This window comes from Leptospira borgpetersenii serovar Javanica (assembly GCF_003046425.1).
GTDB lineage: Bacteria > Spirochaetota > Leptospiria > Leptospirales > Leptospiraceae > Leptospira > Leptospira borgpetersenii.
On record NZ_QAJG01000017.1, the window covers coordinates 5,001 to 20,000 of the forward strand.

Sequence of the window (15,000 nt, forward strand, 5' to 3'; positions counted from 1 at the left end):
TCCTTCATAGACCTCGTCGATAATTCCTAAACTCAATGCCTGAGAAGATCGAATCGGATCGCCCTTCAAAGTCAAACTCAGCGCTTTCGAAGGTCCGATCTTTCTCGCGAGAGTGGTTACCAAAGGTGGACCGCCAAATCGGATCTCGGGTCTATAAAGGATCGCCTTTTTCTCTGAAATAATGTAATCTCCGCAAAGAGCCAGGTCAAATCCTCCGGCGGACGCAAAACCTCTCAAAATAGTAATCACCGGTTTCGGGAAACTATAAATCGCATAATGATATTCTAATATCCTATGACGAAAAGATTCCAGTTTCGTTTGAACGACTTCTTCTAGATCGTAACCGCTCGAAAAGTTTTTACCCGAAGAATTGAGAAGAATCGCCTTTACCGTATCGTTCTTTGCGTTTGTATTGAATACGTCCTCGAGTTCGTCCCTGATTTGTACGTTCAAAGCATTGGATTTTTCAGGTCGATTGAGAGTGATGATAAGAACCTTATCCCTCTGTTCTGTAAGCAAAAACTGATACTTCATGTTTGATCCTTTTCAACTCAAATAAAAATGCGCACGATCTTAATCTCGGACATACTTCCAAGCAAGAAAAACGAACGGGAATCCCTATAAATAGACAATATATTTTTATCTTCCTCGAAATACAGGTGAAGCCCGAAATTATTCCAAAAATTAGATTCAATAATTCTTATGGAACTTTAGGTGGGAATTTTAAGTTGAGTATCTCGCGCACCGTGTTTTCTAATTCCATACGAAGTGTCTTTTCCCTCTCGGAAACGTAAGCTTCAAAGATCGAAGAAAGACTATCTGGGTCGTTGATGATCCGGATGGCGATGACCGCCTCGATTCTCAGGTTCAATTTTTCCCTGGGATTTCTCGCGAACATAAGCAACCCGGATACCGCGTTCTTATCCTTAAGTTCTCCCAAAGATCGAATCAATTGCCACTTAACGGCATCCTCTTTCTCTTCGGAAAGAATTTTCGTGAGTTCGACCGAGTTTATGTTCACCCCGAGTTTTCCTACCGCGTAAGCAGCTTTCGTTCTAAGCTCCGCCTCTTCTCCGTCCGTTAAAACAGCAAGAATACCCTGACCTCCTCCGTGGTTTCCAAGATCCAATAAAAGATCGATCATTCTCGCCTTGAGAAACAAATTCTTTTCCTTGGCTAATTGATCGGAGATCACCTTGGCTCCTTGTTTGTCTTGAAAGAGCAACAGAGCCTCCAAAGAAATTCTGCGAATATCCGGATTAGGATCCGTAAGTCCCTTATAAAATAAGGAAATGTTCTGGCGGTTTTTTTTATTTTTAAGAATTTCCAATGCGACGATTTTCACGTCGTCGTCCGGATCGCCGGTTGCAGATTTTTGAAACTGAGAAAATTTTTCCGTAATCCCCAAGCGATTGATCACAATAAGATATTTTTTTCTTACTCCCGAACTTTCGTCGTTTGCCAGTTTATGAATCTGATTCTGAATTCTTTCATCTTTGATAATCAAAGAAGATTCGAGAAAATACATTCTCTGCAGAGGATCTTTGGATAAAGACATATCGAGAAGAACCGGCAAAGCCCGATCGTCCTTTAACAGATACATCAAACGATAAGCCAACGCTCGTATCGAAGTTTCGGGATCATTGAATGCCGCAATGACCGAATAGATCAGTCGTTTTTCCTTTTTCTTTTCGGTCAAAAGAAGAATTTCCTTCCTCAATGTTACGTTAGTCGTATTTTGAAAAACGGAATCCAAAACCCCGACCCAATTCGGTGCAAGAATATCCAGCTCATCTAATTCTGCAAAAAGTTTCAAGATCGCAATTTGCACCTTTTCTTCGACCGATTCGTTTTGAAAAATGGAAGGAAGTTCCTTCACGAGGTCCAATCGATTTTTAGATCGAATCTCGGAAATCGCGGAAGCCTGAGACTTGGAAAAATTCAATACATTTTCCTTAAATTCGTCTTTTAGAGTTTCTGCGGCGGCGATCGAAGAGATGAGAAAGAATGAAATAAAAACGCTAAAAAAGAAATTCTTCAGAAAAACCCCTCTCTACGTGTAGATTCCTCCAAAGCGGCGGATGCAGCGCGTTTGTTCTCGTATGCTTCGGACAAGGAAGGATCCAAGTCAATCGAACTCTGAAACGCTCGAACCGCCCTTTTAAATTCCCCGTTTTTATAATAACAGATTCCTAGATAGTTGTATGCGGTCGCGGCGATTTTCGGTCTGACATCGGATCTTACGATGGCGATCAATTCGTCGATCGCTTTCTCACGGTCCAAAATCGAATTAGAATCTATTAGAATTTTTGAAAGTACCAATCGACCTTCCATATCTTCCGGATCCATATGAGCGGATCGAAACGCTTCGTCCTTGGCCCTATTTTTTAAATCGGGGTCTTTAGATTTATTATACAATAAAGCTAATTTCTTATGGGCGTTTTTCAAATCCGTACCGTCTTTCGAAGTATTTAACACCTTCAAAAGAATCTTCTCGGCGTTGACATCATCCTGCATTCCCATATAGGCTTCCGCCATTTTGAGATAAACTTTGTAAGCGTCGTCTTTGTGTTTTACGATTCCGATGTATTCTTCCACCGCTTCTCGAAAGAATTTATTTTCAAATAGATAATCACCGAGAGCTTCCCGACTTTGAATGTTTTCCGGCTCGATCACAATGGATTTTCTCCAATTTTCGATAGCAAGCGTCCCATTCCCGGAATGTTTATAAACGAGTCCCAACGTGTGATACGCCTTCGCGTTTTTCGGATTGAGATCGACAACACGACTCAAAGCCGTGATTGCTTCGGAATAACGCTCCATCTGATCCAAAACCACTCCCAAATTGATAAGCGCAGTCTCCGTAAAACTATCTCCCGGAGTGGAAGACACGATCCTACGATACGTTTCTTCGGCGGAAAGAAGGTCGCCTTTGTTGTAGTATGCTTCCGCAAGTTGAAAGAGAGAATCGAGATCCGTCGGATTATACTTTAAACTTTTTTGAAGTGCGGAGATGGACATTTCTCCCTGATTCAAATTGGAAAATCCTTCCGCAATCAGTCTGTAGATTTCGGGATCGTTTGCGCCGGCGTCTCTCGCCAGTTCCAGATACTTCAGCGCCTCCTCTTTATTTCCATTCTTTTGTAATACGACAGCGAGATTGTAAAGATACTTGGCTTCGTTTGGAGAAAGTGCACTTGCCTGACGAAAATAATATTCCGCACCTTTGTAGTCCTGTTTGTTGTAAGCGATGTTCCCCAGATAAGAATACGATAAGGCCGCGAGTTTTCCCGAAGGGGTTTTTGTTACTACTTTCTTAAATTCCTCCTCGGCTTGAAGAATCTCTCCCTTTTTAAAATAACTGACCGCAAGATTGTAGGTCAGATACATATCATCGGGAGAAGAAGAAAGTCCCTCCTTATACGCGTCGATCGCTGCGTCGGGATCGTTCAACTCGTTGAATAAATTCCCCGCAAGCAGAGAGACTCTCGGATCATTCGGTGCAATTTCCTTTGCCTTAAGAGCTGCCATTCTCGCGTCCGCGAATCTCCCCGCGTGTTTGTAGGAAAGAGTCAAGTTGTAATAAGCGTAAAAATTTTTAGGATCGTACTGAACCGCTTTTTGAAGTCTTTCAATCGCCTGAGGATAACGCCCGCTTTCGTCGTGAATCACTCCGAGAACCGTAAGCGCGATCGACTTCTCTTCTTGTGTTCCCGCGGAATTCAGAAATTCATTACAAGTATCGAAGGCCTGTCTGGTAAATCTTTCCTTATAAAGATTGATACATTTCGTCAACTGTGGATTTGCGTTTCCGTCGGGAAGATAAGGTCTTTCTAATAGACGATTGATATCCGACTTATTTTGAATCAGATCTTTGTTGAAGGCCCCCGCAAGTTCAGATTCGGGAGAAGAAGAACGCAAAAATTGATGGTATAAGGCAAAACCGAGTCCGCCTAAAACAAGAAGACCCATCAAAATCCAGAATATAAGAAGTTTATTATATGACCTACGAATCCGAACCGGTTCTTGATCCTCCGGAAAATAAAGTTCTTTCTCCTCGATTCCCTCTAAGAACAACCTGTTTTTTCGGATTTCTTTATCCATCGGATTTGGTTTCGTTTTTGAGAATTGCGTCCAGGATTCCGTTCACGAACCGGGCGGACTCTTCGCTTTCAAATTCTTTCGTAAGTTCCACCGCTTCGTCGATCGTAACATTCTTCGGAACTTCCCAGCTATACAACAAAGCGAATACGGATAAACGAAGAATCGCTTTGTTTACGATGCTGATTCTTGAGAAGTCCCAGTTTTTGGAATACTTCTTGATTAGAGTATCGATTTGTTCCTGATTTTTCACAACACCATTTACGATGGAAACGGCAAAATCTCTCTCTTCCGGTTCGGTTTTTTTGTCATACCATTTGAACTTGAGAACCTCTTTGAGCGGAGGTCCCGTTAGTTCCAATTGGTAAAGAGCCATTACGGCGATTTCTCTAGAAGTACGTCTGGCCGACATTTAAAGAAGAGAAAGTAGGTTCACCATTTCCACCGCCGTGGCTGCGGCTTCGGCACCTTTGTTCCCGGCTTTGGTTCCCGCTCTTTCGATCGCTTGTTCAATCGTATCCGTGGTTAACACACCAAAAACAACCGGAATGGAATGTTGAACTCCGATCGATCCGATTTTTGCGGATTCTCCCGCAACAAAATCAAAATGAGCGGTCGCACCTCGGATTACCGCGCCTAAACATACGATGGAATTGTATTTTTTAGAAGCGGCGACTTTGGCAACTACGACCGGCATTTCATAAGCACCAGGAACTCGCACTACAGTCACGTCTTCTTCTCTAACTCCGTGCATACGGAACGACTCAAGTGCTCCTTTCAAAAGGTTTTCCGTGATAAATTCGTTGAAACGAGAGACGATCACACAGTGTTTTTGTCCTTTTCCGTTTAAATCTGCTTTGAGTTCTTGGATCATAGATTCCTGATTGATTCTATTGTTGAGAAATCACATATTACCTATTGTGGCAAATCAAAAAGTCTTCCCAGGATCGTTTTTCTACTTTTCCCATCGTTTCATTCTCTTTGTCCTTCTTTTCCTTTCAGGATGTTCGATCTATCGAAGAATTTTTTCGAAAGAAAACGTATTCTTAAAATCCCTGAATCTACCCGAATGGGTATTGGAATCCAACATCAAGTTGAGAGTTTTATCCGGCCTACAAGACCTTCCAAACCCGGAAGATTCCCTTCCCGAAGACGAAATCGCAAGTTTCGAAAATAGAGCCAGAAGAATTCTCGCCACTTCTCCACAAGCGATGAAGGATCTTTTCGAAGCCACGGGCTGTATAGACGGTTCCAGGTTAGCCGGAATCAGGGCCAATCGAATTACCGAAAGAGAAGAAGATGTTTGGTACGGCATCTGCCAAAACGGAAAAGAAGACGCGATCATTTTCCGTTTGTTTCAGATGGGGAACAGCGATCTTTACAGAAAGTACGAAAAAGAAACCGTTCCCGCTTGGGAAGAAGCAAAAAAACTCGCGGCTAATAATCCGGACAGAGCCATTCGTCTAGCCAATCAGGTCATCGAAATGGAACCGGCTCATCCTGCGGCAAGAAAACTTCTCGGTCAATTATATTTGAAAGGCGGTTACTGCAAAGGTTCGATCCGCAATTATAGGATTTATCTAAGAGTAATGCCGCTCGCCGGGGACAAATGGAAAATCCACGAACAACTTTCGCAGAAATGCGGAGAATTTTTAAAACCGGAACCCAAACGGGAAGAAGTAGAACTTCCGGATACGATGTGAGCCCTCAGATTAATATAAGAATATTTTAAAGTTCTGATGCAACCGACAAAAAATTTATCAAACATTCGGTGTACAAATTTAAGCACTTGTCCCAAAACATGGAAAGAAATTAGCACAACCATTTCATAAGTTCGTAATAGAGCGTAAAAATTCCCGCAGATTGGTGAATTATGAATTATATCGTTGGAACACTCTCGTGTAGGAGTTCCTACATCCGAGGTTTTGGGACAAGTTCTAAAAGAAAAGAAAGTTTTGAATTACTCAATTCATAAGGCGAAAAAGTGTTTCTTAAATAGCCTTCTTAATTTTAGGAGTTACCGGCATCTCGTTGTATTCTCTTCCGTTTAATATTCTTCCCGTAAGTTTTTTATTCCTTCCTCCCCATTGCTTAAAGAAAAAAGCTATTTTTTCCCTTCTGCACGCCCTTAATACTTCAACGACCCATTTTTTTTGTAAAGGTCTTGCCTTTAATCCTGATTCACCGCCAACGATACACCAATTCAAACCGGCAACATCAATATCGGCGACACTTTCTAACAAAGGCTCTACAGAAAGAAATTTAATCATTGCGTTTGTTTTGCGGAGAAAATCAATTCTTGGATATACTTTTCTATTTTCAACGGAAACTCCCATCCATATATTAGGAGCCCAAATTAATTCTTTATCCATAGCATAAAGTCGTTCAGGTCGTTTAGTCAATATCTGAAACGTATGATGAGGAGTTTCTCTCATTACTTTAAAAATTTCTAAAATAAAATCTTTCGAGACATCCTTATGAAACAAATCGCTCATTGAGTTTACAAAATAGACGGTCGGATTTTTCTTTTTTTTGGGAATTGACAAACGATATGGATGAATTTTTACCTCAGAAAATTTTCCCCAGTTTTTCTCAAATCGCTTCGTTAACACTTCTGCATAACAATTTGCGCAACCTGCACTTACTTTTGTACAACCCGTCACTGGATTCCAGGTAGCTTCAGTCCATTCAATATTCGATTTAGAGGCCATAATTCAACTTCGGTATCTTTTCATAATAGAGTTAATAATTTTGATTGCAAGCGACTTCTGCGTGGCAAATATCAAATAATAGACAATAGCGTTTACACTATTTCTCATTGGCAAAGGCTTAGCCACTTCTGCAAAACCGGCGACGGTTTTTAATCGGTTCGAATAGGCTTCCAATATCTTTTGTGCTGATTTGTCATTTTTCACAGTTCTTGAGTCGAATAAACCTTGCTCTTCCGAATAGACGACTTCTTTCCAAGAATCATTTCCCCAAAATCGATTCATCTTTTCTCGATTGTTACCGGATATACCCTCACTATTGCTCCATAAAACGTTTCGATTCATATCAAGTACGGGAAAATTAATCAATACATCTGTTATTTTGCTTTTTCCGGCGGCTCTCACGACATCCCAATCCAAAGTTAGTTTATAAGGATCCAAAAGACAAAATATTCTTTCATACCTATCATAATGAAATTTTGGAAATACTTTTAACGGAAGAACTTCATTAGAGTTTCCAATATGAAAATGTGCATTAACTTCAGAGCTCACAAGGCTCTGTAAATGATGAACTCGTTTTTCCTCAAGGTCCACAAAATGATATTCATGAAACGGCGGTGTAACTTTTAGAGCTCTCAAAGCACTACCATCGATTTTCTCTGAAGTTTTCTTCGAAATTGCCTCCCCGGAATTACAAAATCCATCAATATAAATGGTTTTAAAATTTGAATTTTTCAAAGCACCTTGAAAGCTTTCCGCGTATTTTTTGACTATTTCTAATTTTAACTCAGTCCATTCGCCAACCCGATCATACAAATCAAAATCATCACTCATGAACTTATATTCGTCACATTAGAAATATATATGAAACACTTTCTAACTTTATATTTTTTTAATATTTAAAACCAATTTCATAAATCATATTGACTGTAAAAACAATTCCACATAAGCATTGATTTTTTCGCCGATATCCAAAACTCGCTTCAAAAGAGCCGCAAATCCCCAACGGTCGTTCGAAAACGGATTCAAATTATAGGGTAATTTTAGAATTTAATCGATCGAGAAACATCAAAGAAAACGGCGAATTGAATAGAGTTGTCGAAAATTCCATAGTGACGATTCACAAAATGGCTTCAATCGACCGTTTCCGGAAAATAGAAACAGATGAAGAATAATTTCCATCACTCTAATTATTATCAGCGTTTTTCCTTGCCTACGCGGATTACGAGTGAAATATTTCCGTCCGGTTTTTCCACTACTTCAAAACCCTCTTCTCTAAGAGTTTTTTTGATTTTATAAAGCCCGAAATTTACCACCTTGGATGTGGAAAGCGGTTTTCGAGTAGATTCTTCCATCTATTTGTATATCGGAAAAGCCCCGAACGATCTTAAATTTCGCCGGGAGTTTTCTTTCCGGTAGAAGCTTTCTTGACAAGTATACCTTGGGAATATGTCATGAAACCGAATGTCAGCTCGCGTCTTCCTTTATTTTTCTATCTTTCTCATTTTGATCGGATCGGCCTTCGCTGCATACGCACCTGATCTGTTCCAATGGGAAACCTTGGAATGGATCTACGAAAAAAGAACCTTCTTCTTATTTTCCCTCATCTTTATGATATCAATCGTTTTGATCTATCTGATCTATCTGAAGGCGAGAAGAGGAGTTCTTCACTCCAAAAGTAAAACGGAAATTCATCTACAAACATCCCTAAACGAAGTAGTCCGGGATAACCAGTCTCTTTTTTCATTCTTAAAATCGGCTAAGGACACCCTTGGAAAACAGATCGCATCCTCCAGAGCGAATTTCTCTCCCGAGTTTTTCTCGGCGTGTTCCATCCAGTATCAAAAGCTTACGCAAGAGTTCGATTTATCGGAGGAGATATTCAACGATATTCCCTTGATCCCGGAGGAAGTCGACAACAAAAGAAAAAACGGAAATAACTTTAGAATTTCCGAATATTCAGATCTCATTAATCGTCACAGAAAACTTTCCCGAACCCTCGAAAAATTAAGAGAAGATCTTACTCGTCTTAGAGACAAGGTTTCCGGAATATGAAAATTCACGCATTTACCGCATTCTTCTTTTTCGTTTTTATCCTGAGTTGTTTTTCTCAAACGAAAGAATCATCCGTTTTCTCTCAGGAACAGGGTCGTATCCTTCCTTTTCTGACCTTAGGAATCGGTAAAAAATCCCTCGATACGATCGGTAAAAGACGTTGGTCCTTTCAAGTAAAATCGATTCTTTTACATCACACCTCCGGTTTAAAAGCGGAAGAATACTTGGACAGAAGCAAATCTTCCGGATGGATGGTTCATTTTATCGTTCTTGAAAACGGAAGCGTATACGGCGTGGAAGAGCCTTCTAAAATTATTTATAGAGCCTCTCCCGGAATGGACGAAACTACGATTCACGTTTCCTGGGAAGGAATAAACGATTCCATTCTAAAAAACGAGATCCAATTGAAAGCTCTCACCGACTTGATTCAAAGACTTTCCAAAGAACATTCAATTTCTCTAAATAACTATGATATAACTTCCGGAAAAGGAGTTTTTACCCATACTCAGAGTAAGAAAAAATTCGGTCGTTTTCTAGACACGGGAGAATGTGGAAGTGAAAAAGTTCTTTCCGTCGTCTTTTCCAGGCTCCAGGGCAAATTTTTTCCCGAAACAGAATGGAAAGATCGATTCGTTTCCGATTGGGTGATTCGTAAGGAAAAATTTGTGGACTCATCCGGTAAAAAAGTCGTCCCGACATACAATCGAGGTCGCGGCATAACTCCCGCTTCGATCGTCCATTTGAACTCAATCGAAAAAACTTCCGACGGAAAAGCCCCCGAAGAAAAAAGACTTCGTTACAATTATCGGGGATCGATCCGTCCCGATTGTATCGTGTTACATTACACCGCGATTCCGGATTACCAAAAAACTTTAGAAATATTAGAAAAACGGAATTTATCCGCAACGTTCCTTGCGGATCAAGACGGAAAAATCTATCAACTTCTAGATTCCATCTTGGACGTTGCCGCCGCGGCCGCAGGAACAAATTCGAATTGTTTTCAGGTGGAAATCGTCGGAAAGGACACGGAAATGCTTTTAGCGAACCGAGAACAAACCAAAGCGGTCGCTCGTCTTGTTAAAGAACTCTCCGAAAAATACAAGATTCCTCTCACCAACGAACGTGTGGAATCTTTACGGGGAATTTATTCTCATACCCAAGCTAAGAAAAAATGGGGAGGTTCGATTTATCTGGACGGTAAGGATTTCGATCCGGGCGAACCCTATATGAAAGAGGTTCTGGATCAGGTCGGTGGAACTTTTTATTCGGAGGAAAACTGGTTCAAAAGACAGAGCGATGATTGGATTCTTCTGTTTACGTATTTTCAGCCATAAAAAATTTACCTTTCGCCGTTTTATAGATATCTCCGCCAAGTTTCATTTTAAACCGTAACACCATATGCTTTTCGAATGACATTTGAATTTTACAGTCACCCAATCAAAATCTATCGTAAAAGTTTATAAAAAATTTACAGATGGTCCGATTCAAATCCATAGAATAAAAATTCTTTTGTTCTTTAGTATCGAAACAAAAATTTGCCCGACACCTTAAGTTGTAAATTGAAAGATCGATCCTATAATCAGAAAGGAATCGAAGTTATCCTAAAAATTGAGATTTTATAATATTCCGTTTTTTAAATCTCATTTATAAAGAAATCCACAGGAGTTCCCACACAAATTCATTCTGACTTGAAGCAGTCAAAAACTCTAAAATGTAGAGGGATTATCACAATTTCAAATGAAATGGGAAGAACTTGCACCGCTGCCAGGTCGAAGTCATAAAAATTCATACAATCCTGGAGGAATGTAAAAAAAAATGATTCAAAGTCTCCTAAAAAAGGGGCGTTCCTCTCTTTTTTGTCCCGGGTAACCCGTATCCTAAAATTCAAATTGAGAGGCAAATAACATGCAAAACACAACTTCAAAATCAATGGACAAAAAAATCGAAGCCATCGCGGAAATTCTCGCGGATAAACTGATCGAAGAAATCCGCAAAAGGGTCTTGGAAAAAGAAACGCTACGCCGTAAATCCGAAGCCGCATAAAACAAAAAAAGTAACACTCAATTGAGTGGATCAAATCAGGATTCTACCAAACTTACTGAGGATCAAATTTAACCCAAGTTTAAGAAACATTTGCAAGAACAAAGAAAAGGAGGAAACGAAAATGGCTGAATACACACTCAAAGAAAAGAAAGGATGTCTTTTTAACAACGCAACCAAGGAAAAGGAAACTCAACCGGATTATACGGGTAAGGTGTTCCTGGAAGGAAAAACGTATCGACTTGCCGGGTGGATTCGCAAATCTGCAACTGGAAAGAATTATCTTTCTCTAAGCCTCTCGGAACCGAATCCTGAAAAAAGATTCGAAGTCGTCGAAACGGACGGAAACGACTTTACGGATATAGAAGAAAATTTTCCGTTTTGAAGAGTAACATTCTGTTTACAATCCGGGTTTGAGCGTAAAAAATCCACGACTATAGGGGAAAATAATTTCTTGAAAATGAAAATTCATCTCAAACTGCTCTTAGTCTTTACACTGACATTGGCGTCTTTAGTCTTCTCCAACTGCAGCTACAATACGATTCAGGAAGAAGACGAAGCAGTAACCGCTTCTTGGGCCGAGATATTAAATCAATATCAAAGAAAATCGGACAATCTGCGTTAGACGAAATTTGTGAACGGATGCAGACCGGCTTTCGCTCGGGGCGTTATTCGGAAAGTATCCTTTTTGCAATTGAAGAATTCACACAACTTTTTCAAAAATATTTTCCTTCCGAAAAACAAAACCCGAACGAACTCTCGGATCGACCGGAAGTGATGTAAAAAGACCTCGCATTTTCCGTTCATAACAAAATGTTTTGTGTGACGATGACGGAAGATCCATTGACAATTTGTTTTAAATATAGTCCGTCGGACACCGAACTTCTCGTTCAAAAAAAGGAATCATACCTGCGCCGTATCTCGCGAGATACGGCTGGGTTCAATGCGAGAATTTAAAAACTCTTTTCCTCAAGGAACTTCAGAAAAGAATCAAGGATTCCTCAACTCGTTTGGAACAAACTACCCGCAAAGTTAAAGAAGGGAAATTGATTTTCCGGCTTTTTATACGAAGTTGAACAAAGAAAAGGAGTATTCAGTTGAATCATTCTCTAAACAATAAGGAATTAAGAGAAACTTATGTTCATTTCATTTCTATTTATTTTCGTCGGAATACTTGTAGGGTTGATTGTCGGCAAATTGAAAGACTTAGAATGGGGAATAGGCACCGGTAGTTTGATCATAGGAATTGTCGGGCTTTACGCAACAATCAATGTCGGAATGGATCGATATAATGAACTGCAAGATACAGTCAAAACGAAAGGTATCCTTGTCGATTATATCGAAGAAAGAGACATCCGAACCACCGGTAAGTATAGGACAGAGGTAACTACCTCTGTGCCACTTGTAAACTTTTCTACTCCCGACGGAAAAGAATACACCATTCGAGGTTTGGGCGGTCCAAGAAAATGGCAAATCAAAGATAACGTAAACATTCTCTACAAACCATCCGATCCGCACAAAGGTTTCATAGCCGATTTTCAAAACACATGGGGAGTAACCTGGGCACTCTCATTCTTTGCTTCTTTTTCCCTTTTGGTAGGATTCTTTTTTGTCGGAGGTAAAATCTGGGAAAAAGAATATGATCTATTTGAAATGAGAGAAATAAACGTTATGCGCACTCGTAAAATGGCAATGCGCTGTTTTACCATAAGCGGAAGTATCGTTATCGCAGGCTCGGTTCCAATCGCCATTTTTATGTATGAAAACTTTTATCAGTTTTTTGGGTACACATTAGCCGGAATAGGGCTCGGAATCTTCGTATTATGCGTTAGGCAATGGCTATCGCCTAATAGTGAATGGATAGATCGAATGATTCCTTTTATGATAAGCGTAATCTTCTTCATGATGGGAATCGGAGCAATACTTTTGGGGGACGTATGAAGATTGGAATGATTTTAATTAAAAACTTTCGATTTACAGCGTGCTCCAAAACTTAATTTCGCTTTATCGGAGAGAACAGTTACCACGCTCCGTCCCGGTTGGCGGACAAACCATCATATTATTCGAATATACAAATCTGATTTTGGAAAGTTTTAACAATCCAATGCGTGCGTGAACTCACGCTAGGTAATGTAAATTCTTGGAGAAAGTTTGGGCGAATGGAAACTCAAGTACAACGACTCCCCGAACTCAGTGAATGCTCTCTATGGGTCGCATTTCAGATCGCGAATTTCATAACACAAAATCTTCTACCGTGGAAAATCAGCTATTTCGGAGAATATTAACCATGGAATAGAGACCGTTTCGTCTAGACATCGAAAGATGTTTGTCAAGACCGATCTCTTTTAAAAATTCCAGAGAAGTACTTTTAATCTCTTCTCGGGTACGTCCGGAAAAAACGCGAATAAGAAGAGCGATCATCCCGCGGGTAATCGCCGAATCGCTGTCCGCTTGAAATTCTATCTTACCGTCTTTTTCCTCGGCAACAATCCAAACTCTAGATTGGCATCCGGGAACCAAACGTTCGGAAGTTTTTACGGAATCAGGAAGCGACCCAAGCTCGTCTCCCATTTCTATTAGAAGTTGATAACGTTCCTGCCAATCAGTACATTCCGAAAATTCGGACACGATTTCCTTCTGAACTTCCGCAATACTACTCATGTCTCTTTCCAACTTTTCCTCAATTCTCTCGCAAGCAATCAGAAAACCTATCGAGCGATCCGTAGAGAGTCGAGATAGCAGCGAACAGCGGAGCGTCGTGAGCGGCTCTCAACGAAGCTGAGAAAGAGAGCGAGGCAACCAATAGGCGCAGCGGGGCGGAAACTCAATGTTGGTTCTCAGCGAAGCTGAGACGAGCGCTCTTTTCGGTTTTGCAAAAATGTGTTTTCGGAAAGCTTGTCTTAAAATTAGATTCTCTTAAAACGAAAGGAAAATACAAAGGTGAGGAAAATTCTTTCCGAAAGAATTTTGGACGAATCGATCCACAAACTAGGGAGAAAACGTATCCATGAAGGTTTATGAAATTCAAAATCAGTTCGGTCTAGAAAATTTAAAAATCTCCGAACGCCCCGATCCAATTCCAGCGCAAGGAGAAGTGCTCGTTCGTTTTAAAGCGGTTTCTTTAAATTACAGAGATTATCTGATGGCGATCGGCAAATACAACCCGAAACAAAAACTTCCTTTAATTCCTCTTTCCGATGGTGCGGGAGAAATTGTCCAAATCGGTCCCGGTGTCACAAAATGGAAAGCAGGTGATAAGGTTTGTGCGAACTTTGCTCAAAGTTGGTTCGACGGAGCTCCGGAAAAGGATATGTTGAAAAATACCCTCGGTGGACCGTTAGACGGAACTCTTTGCGAATATAGGGTTTTCGGCGAACAAGGATTGGTTCCTATGCCGGAACATCTTTCCTTTGTGGAAGCCTCTACTCTTCCTTGTGCCGCGCTGACCGCATACACGGCGATCGTAACTCACGGCAATATTCAACCCGGAGCAACCGTAGTCGTTCAGGGAACCGGAGGTGTTTCCATATTTGCATTACAATTTGCTAAAATGATGGGATGTAAAGTAATTGCGACTTCTTCCAGTAAAGATAAACTCGACAAAGTAAAAACCCTAGGTGCGGACGAAGTCATCAACTACAATGAAAAAACAAATTGGGATAGGGAAGTTCGTAAAATTACGAACATGAAAGGTGCCGATCTTATCATCGAAGTAGGCGGCGCTGGTACTTTACAAAAATCCATTTCTAGTACGAAACCTTGGGGAACAATCGCTTTAATCGGAGTATTAGCGGGAGGAGAAAGCAATAATTTATCTCTATTCCCAATACTTATGCAAGGAATCAGAATTCAAGGAATCATAGTCGGAAGTAAAAAAAATTTCGAAGATATGAACCAGGCGATCGATGCGAATAAAATCAAACCGGTTGTGGACCACGTTTATTCTTTCGAAGAAGCTTCCAAAGCGTTCGACACATTAAAAGCGGGAAAACATTTCGGCAAGGTTTGTATTGAAATTTAAACCGTAACGGTTTCAAAAGAATTCTTATTTTGTCATTACCGAAGTCCGATTATGAAGTCCAACTTCGGAGATAAG

At 40.4% G+C, this 15,000-nt stretch carries 17 protein-coding genes and 2 pseudogenes (1 of these 19 cut by a window edge); 10 read left to right on the forward strand and 9 right to left on the reverse strand.

Annotated elements, in window-relative coordinates:
- The 5 genes from CLV95_RS13245 to ribH all read right to left on the reverse strand — a co-directional run.
- Nucleotides 1-534: the 5' portion of an enoyl-CoA hydratase/isomerase family protein gene (locus CLV95_RS13245; RefSeq protein WP_002734130.1), read on the reverse strand. 213 nt of this gene lie to the left of the window's left edge; the window shows 534 of its 747 coding nt (coding positions 1-534); the start codon lies at nt 532-534; the stop codon falls past the left edge of the window.
- 166 nt (nt 535-700) lie between these two features.
- Complete coding sequence (locus CLV95_RS13250; protein WP_308417692.1) at nt 701-1,990, reverse strand: HEAT repeat domain-containing protein; 1,290 nt, start codon at nt 1,988-1,990, stop codon at nt 701-703.
- A gap of 47 nt (nt 1,991-2,037) precedes the next feature.
- Entirely contained in the window at nt 2,038-4,104 is a 2,067-nt protein-coding gene (locus CLV95_RS13255; protein ID WP_002734013.1) for a tetratricopeptide repeat protein, read from the reverse strand.
- Nucleotides 4,097-4,513 (reverse strand): transcription antitermination factor NusB, encoded by a 417-nt coding sequence (nusB, locus tag CLV95_RS13260; RefSeq protein WP_011669549.1) that lies wholly within the window; start codon nt 4,511-4,513, stop codon nt 4,097-4,099. The genes CLV95_RS13255 and nusB overlap by 8 nt, the downstream gene beginning before the upstream one ends.
- Nucleotides 4,514-4,975, reverse strand: coding sequence for a 6,7-dimethyl-8-ribityllumazine synthase (gene ribH, locus CLV95_RS13265; RefSeq protein ID WP_002724090.1), 462 nt, complete (start codon nt 4,973-4,975; stop codon nt 4,514-4,516).
- Between the two features lie 46 nt (nt 4,976-5,021).
- Here ribH and CLV95_RS13270 point away from each other — a divergent pair, with 46 nt between their 5' ends.
- Complete coding sequence (locus tag CLV95_RS13270; protein WP_002767837.1) at nt 5,022-5,804, forward strand: tetratricopeptide repeat protein; 783 nt, start codon at nt 5,022-5,024, stop codon at nt 5,802-5,804.
- 288 nt (nt 5,805-6,092) lie between these two features.
- Here the strand turns inward: CLV95_RS13270 and CLV95_RS13275 are convergent, their stop codons facing one another.
- From CLV95_RS13275 to CLV95_RS18925, 3 genes are all read right to left on the reverse strand, one after another.
- Nucleotides 6,093-6,812, reverse strand: a complete 720-nt coding sequence (locus tag CLV95_RS13275) for a DUF5131 family protein (protein WP_016561303.1) — start codon at nt 6,810-6,812, stop codon at nt 6,093-6,095.
- A 3-nt stretch (nt 6,813-6,815) separates the two neighbouring features.
- On the reverse strand, nt 6,816-7,643 hold the full coding sequence (locus tag CLV95_RS13280; protein ID WP_002734175.1) for a three-Cys-motif partner protein TcmP: 828 nt from the start codon (nt 7,641-7,643) through the stop codon (nt 6,816-6,818).
- Nucleotides 7,644-8,005: 362 nt separating this feature from the next.
- A complete protein-coding gene (locus tag CLV95_RS18925) occupies nt 8,006-8,164 on the reverse strand; it encodes a hypothetical protein (RefSeq protein WP_002724043.1) in 159 nt (52 codons plus the stop codon).
- Between the two features lie 109 nt (nt 8,165-8,273).
- On the opposite strand from CLV95_RS18925, the gene CLV95_RS13285 reads away from it, so the two are divergent.
- The 8 genes and pseudogenes from CLV95_RS13285 to CLV95_RS13320 all read left to right on the forward strand — a co-directional run bounded on the left by CLV95_RS13285 (nt 8,274) and on the right by CLV95_RS13320 (nt 12,845).
- Nucleotides 8,274-8,864, forward strand: coding sequence for a hypothetical protein (locus CLV95_RS13285; RefSeq protein ID WP_002723949.1), 591 nt, complete (start codon nt 8,274-8,276; stop codon nt 8,862-8,864).
- Nucleotides 8,861-10,198 carry a peptidoglycan recognition protein family protein gene (locus CLV95_RS13290; RefSeq protein ID WP_002733945.1) on the forward strand — a complete coding sequence of 446 codons (1,338 nt, stop codon included), beginning with the start codon at nt 8,861-8,863 and terminating at the stop codon, nt 10,196-10,198. The genes CLV95_RS13285 and CLV95_RS13290 overlap by 4 nt, the downstream gene beginning before the upstream one ends.
- A 571-nt stretch (nt 10,199-10,769) precedes the next feature.
- The gene (locus CLV95_RS13295) at nt 10,770-10,907 is read left to right on the forward strand and encodes a hypothetical protein (RefSeq protein WP_002734166.1); all 138 of its coding nucleotides are present in this window, start codon (nt 10,770-10,772) and stop codon (nt 10,905-10,907) included.
- Nucleotides 10,908-11,028: 121 nt separating this feature from the next.
- On the forward strand, nt 11,029-11,289 hold the full coding sequence (locus CLV95_RS13300; RefSeq protein ID WP_002733949.1) for a DUF736 family protein: 261 nt from the start codon (nt 11,029-11,031) through the stop codon (nt 11,287-11,289).
- A 69-nt stretch (nt 11,290-11,358) separates the two neighbouring features.
- Nucleotides 11,359-11,529: a LemA family protein gene (locus CLV95_RS13305; RefSeq protein WP_002734237.1), complete on the forward strand. Its 171-nt coding sequence runs from the start codon at nt 11,359-11,361 to the stop codon at nt 11,527-11,529.
- Nucleotides 11,493-11,687 (forward strand): annotated as a pseudogene (locus CLV95_RS13310) (TPM domain-containing protein); the annotation flags it as partial. The gene CLV95_RS13305 and the pseudogene CLV95_RS13310, both read left to right, overlap by 37 nt.
- Nucleotides 11,688-11,954 (forward strand): annotated as a pseudogene (locus CLV95_RS13315) (MmcQ/YjbR family DNA-binding protein); the annotation flags it as partial.
- An 87-nt stretch (nt 11,955-12,041) separates the two neighbouring features.
- Nucleotides 12,042-12,845 (forward strand): DUF3592 domain-containing protein, encoded by an 804-nt coding sequence (locus tag CLV95_RS13320; RefSeq protein WP_002734004.1) that lies wholly within the window; start codon nt 12,042-12,044, stop codon nt 12,843-12,845.
- 321 nt (nt 12,846-13,166) lie between these two features.
- Here CLV95_RS13320 and CLV95_RS13325 read toward each other — a convergent pair whose 3' ends face one another.
- Nucleotides 13,167-13,565, reverse strand: coding sequence for a SufE family protein (locus tag CLV95_RS13325; protein ID WP_026054867.1), 399 nt, complete (start codon nt 13,563-13,565; stop codon nt 13,167-13,169).
- A gap of 346 nt (nt 13,566-13,911) precedes the next feature.
- On the opposite strand from CLV95_RS13325, the gene CLV95_RS13330 reads away from it, so the two are divergent.
- A complete protein-coding gene (locus tag CLV95_RS13330) occupies nt 13,912-14,925 on the forward strand; it encodes a zinc-dependent alcohol dehydrogenase family protein (protein ID WP_002733960.1) in 1,014 nt (337 codons plus the stop codon).
- Nucleotides 14,926-15,000 lie beyond the last annotated feature (75 nt).

What these genes read in the sequence shown, in the direction of transcription:
- CLV95_RS13290 (WP_002733945.1), top strand. Translation starts at nt 8,861, where the DNA reads ATGAAAATTCACGCATTTACCGCATTCTTCTTTTTCGTTTTTATCCTG.
- CLV95_RS13300 (WP_002733949.1), top strand. Translation starts at nt 11,029, where the DNA reads ATGGCTGAATACACACTCAAAGAAAAGAAAGGATGTCTTTTTAACAAC.
- CLV95_RS13275 (WP_016561303.1), bottom strand. Translation starts at nt 6,812, where the DNA reads ATGGCCTCTAAATCGAATATTGAATGGACTGAAGCTACCTGGAATCCA.
- CLV95_RS13295 (WP_002734166.1), top strand. Translation starts at nt 10,770, where the DNA reads ATGCAAAACACAACTTCAAAATCAATGGACAAAAAAATCGAAGCCATC.
- nusB (WP_011669549.1), bottom strand. Translation starts at nt 4,513, where the DNA reads ATGTCGGCCAGACGTACTTCTAGAGAAATCGCCGTAATGGCTCTTTAC.
- CLV95_RS13285 (WP_002723949.1), top strand. Translation starts at nt 8,274, where the DNA reads ATGTCAGCTCGCGTCTTCCTTTATTTTTCTATCTTTCTCATTTTGATC.
- CLV95_RS13325 (WP_026054867.1), bottom strand. Translation starts at nt 13,565, where the DNA reads ATGAGTAGTATTGCGGAAGTTCAGAAGGAAATCGTGTCCGAATTTTCG.
- CLV95_RS13320 (WP_002734004.1), top strand. Translation starts at nt 12,042, where the DNA reads ATGTTCATTTCATTTCTATTTATTTTCGTCGGAATACTTGTAGGGTTG.
- ribH (WP_002724090.1), bottom strand. Translation starts at nt 4,975, where the DNA reads ATGATCCAAGAACTCAAAGCAGATTTAAACGGAAAAGGACAAAAACAC.
- CLV95_RS13330 (WP_002733960.1), top strand. Translation starts at nt 13,912, where the DNA reads ATGAAGGTTTATGAAATTCAAAATCAGTTCGGTCTAGAAAATTTAAAA.
- CLV95_RS13255 (WP_002734013.1), bottom strand. Translation starts at nt 4,104, where the DNA reads ATGGATAAAGAAATCCGAAAAAACAGGTTGTTCTTAGAGGGAATCGAG.
- CLV95_RS13280 (WP_002734175.1), bottom strand. Translation starts at nt 7,643, where the DNA reads ATGAGTGATGATTTTGATTTGTATGATCGGGTTGGCGAATGGACTGAG.
- CLV95_RS18925 (WP_002724043.1), bottom strand. Translation starts at nt 8,164, where the DNA reads ATGGAAGAATCTACTCGAAAACCGCTTTCCACATCCAAGGTGGTAAAT.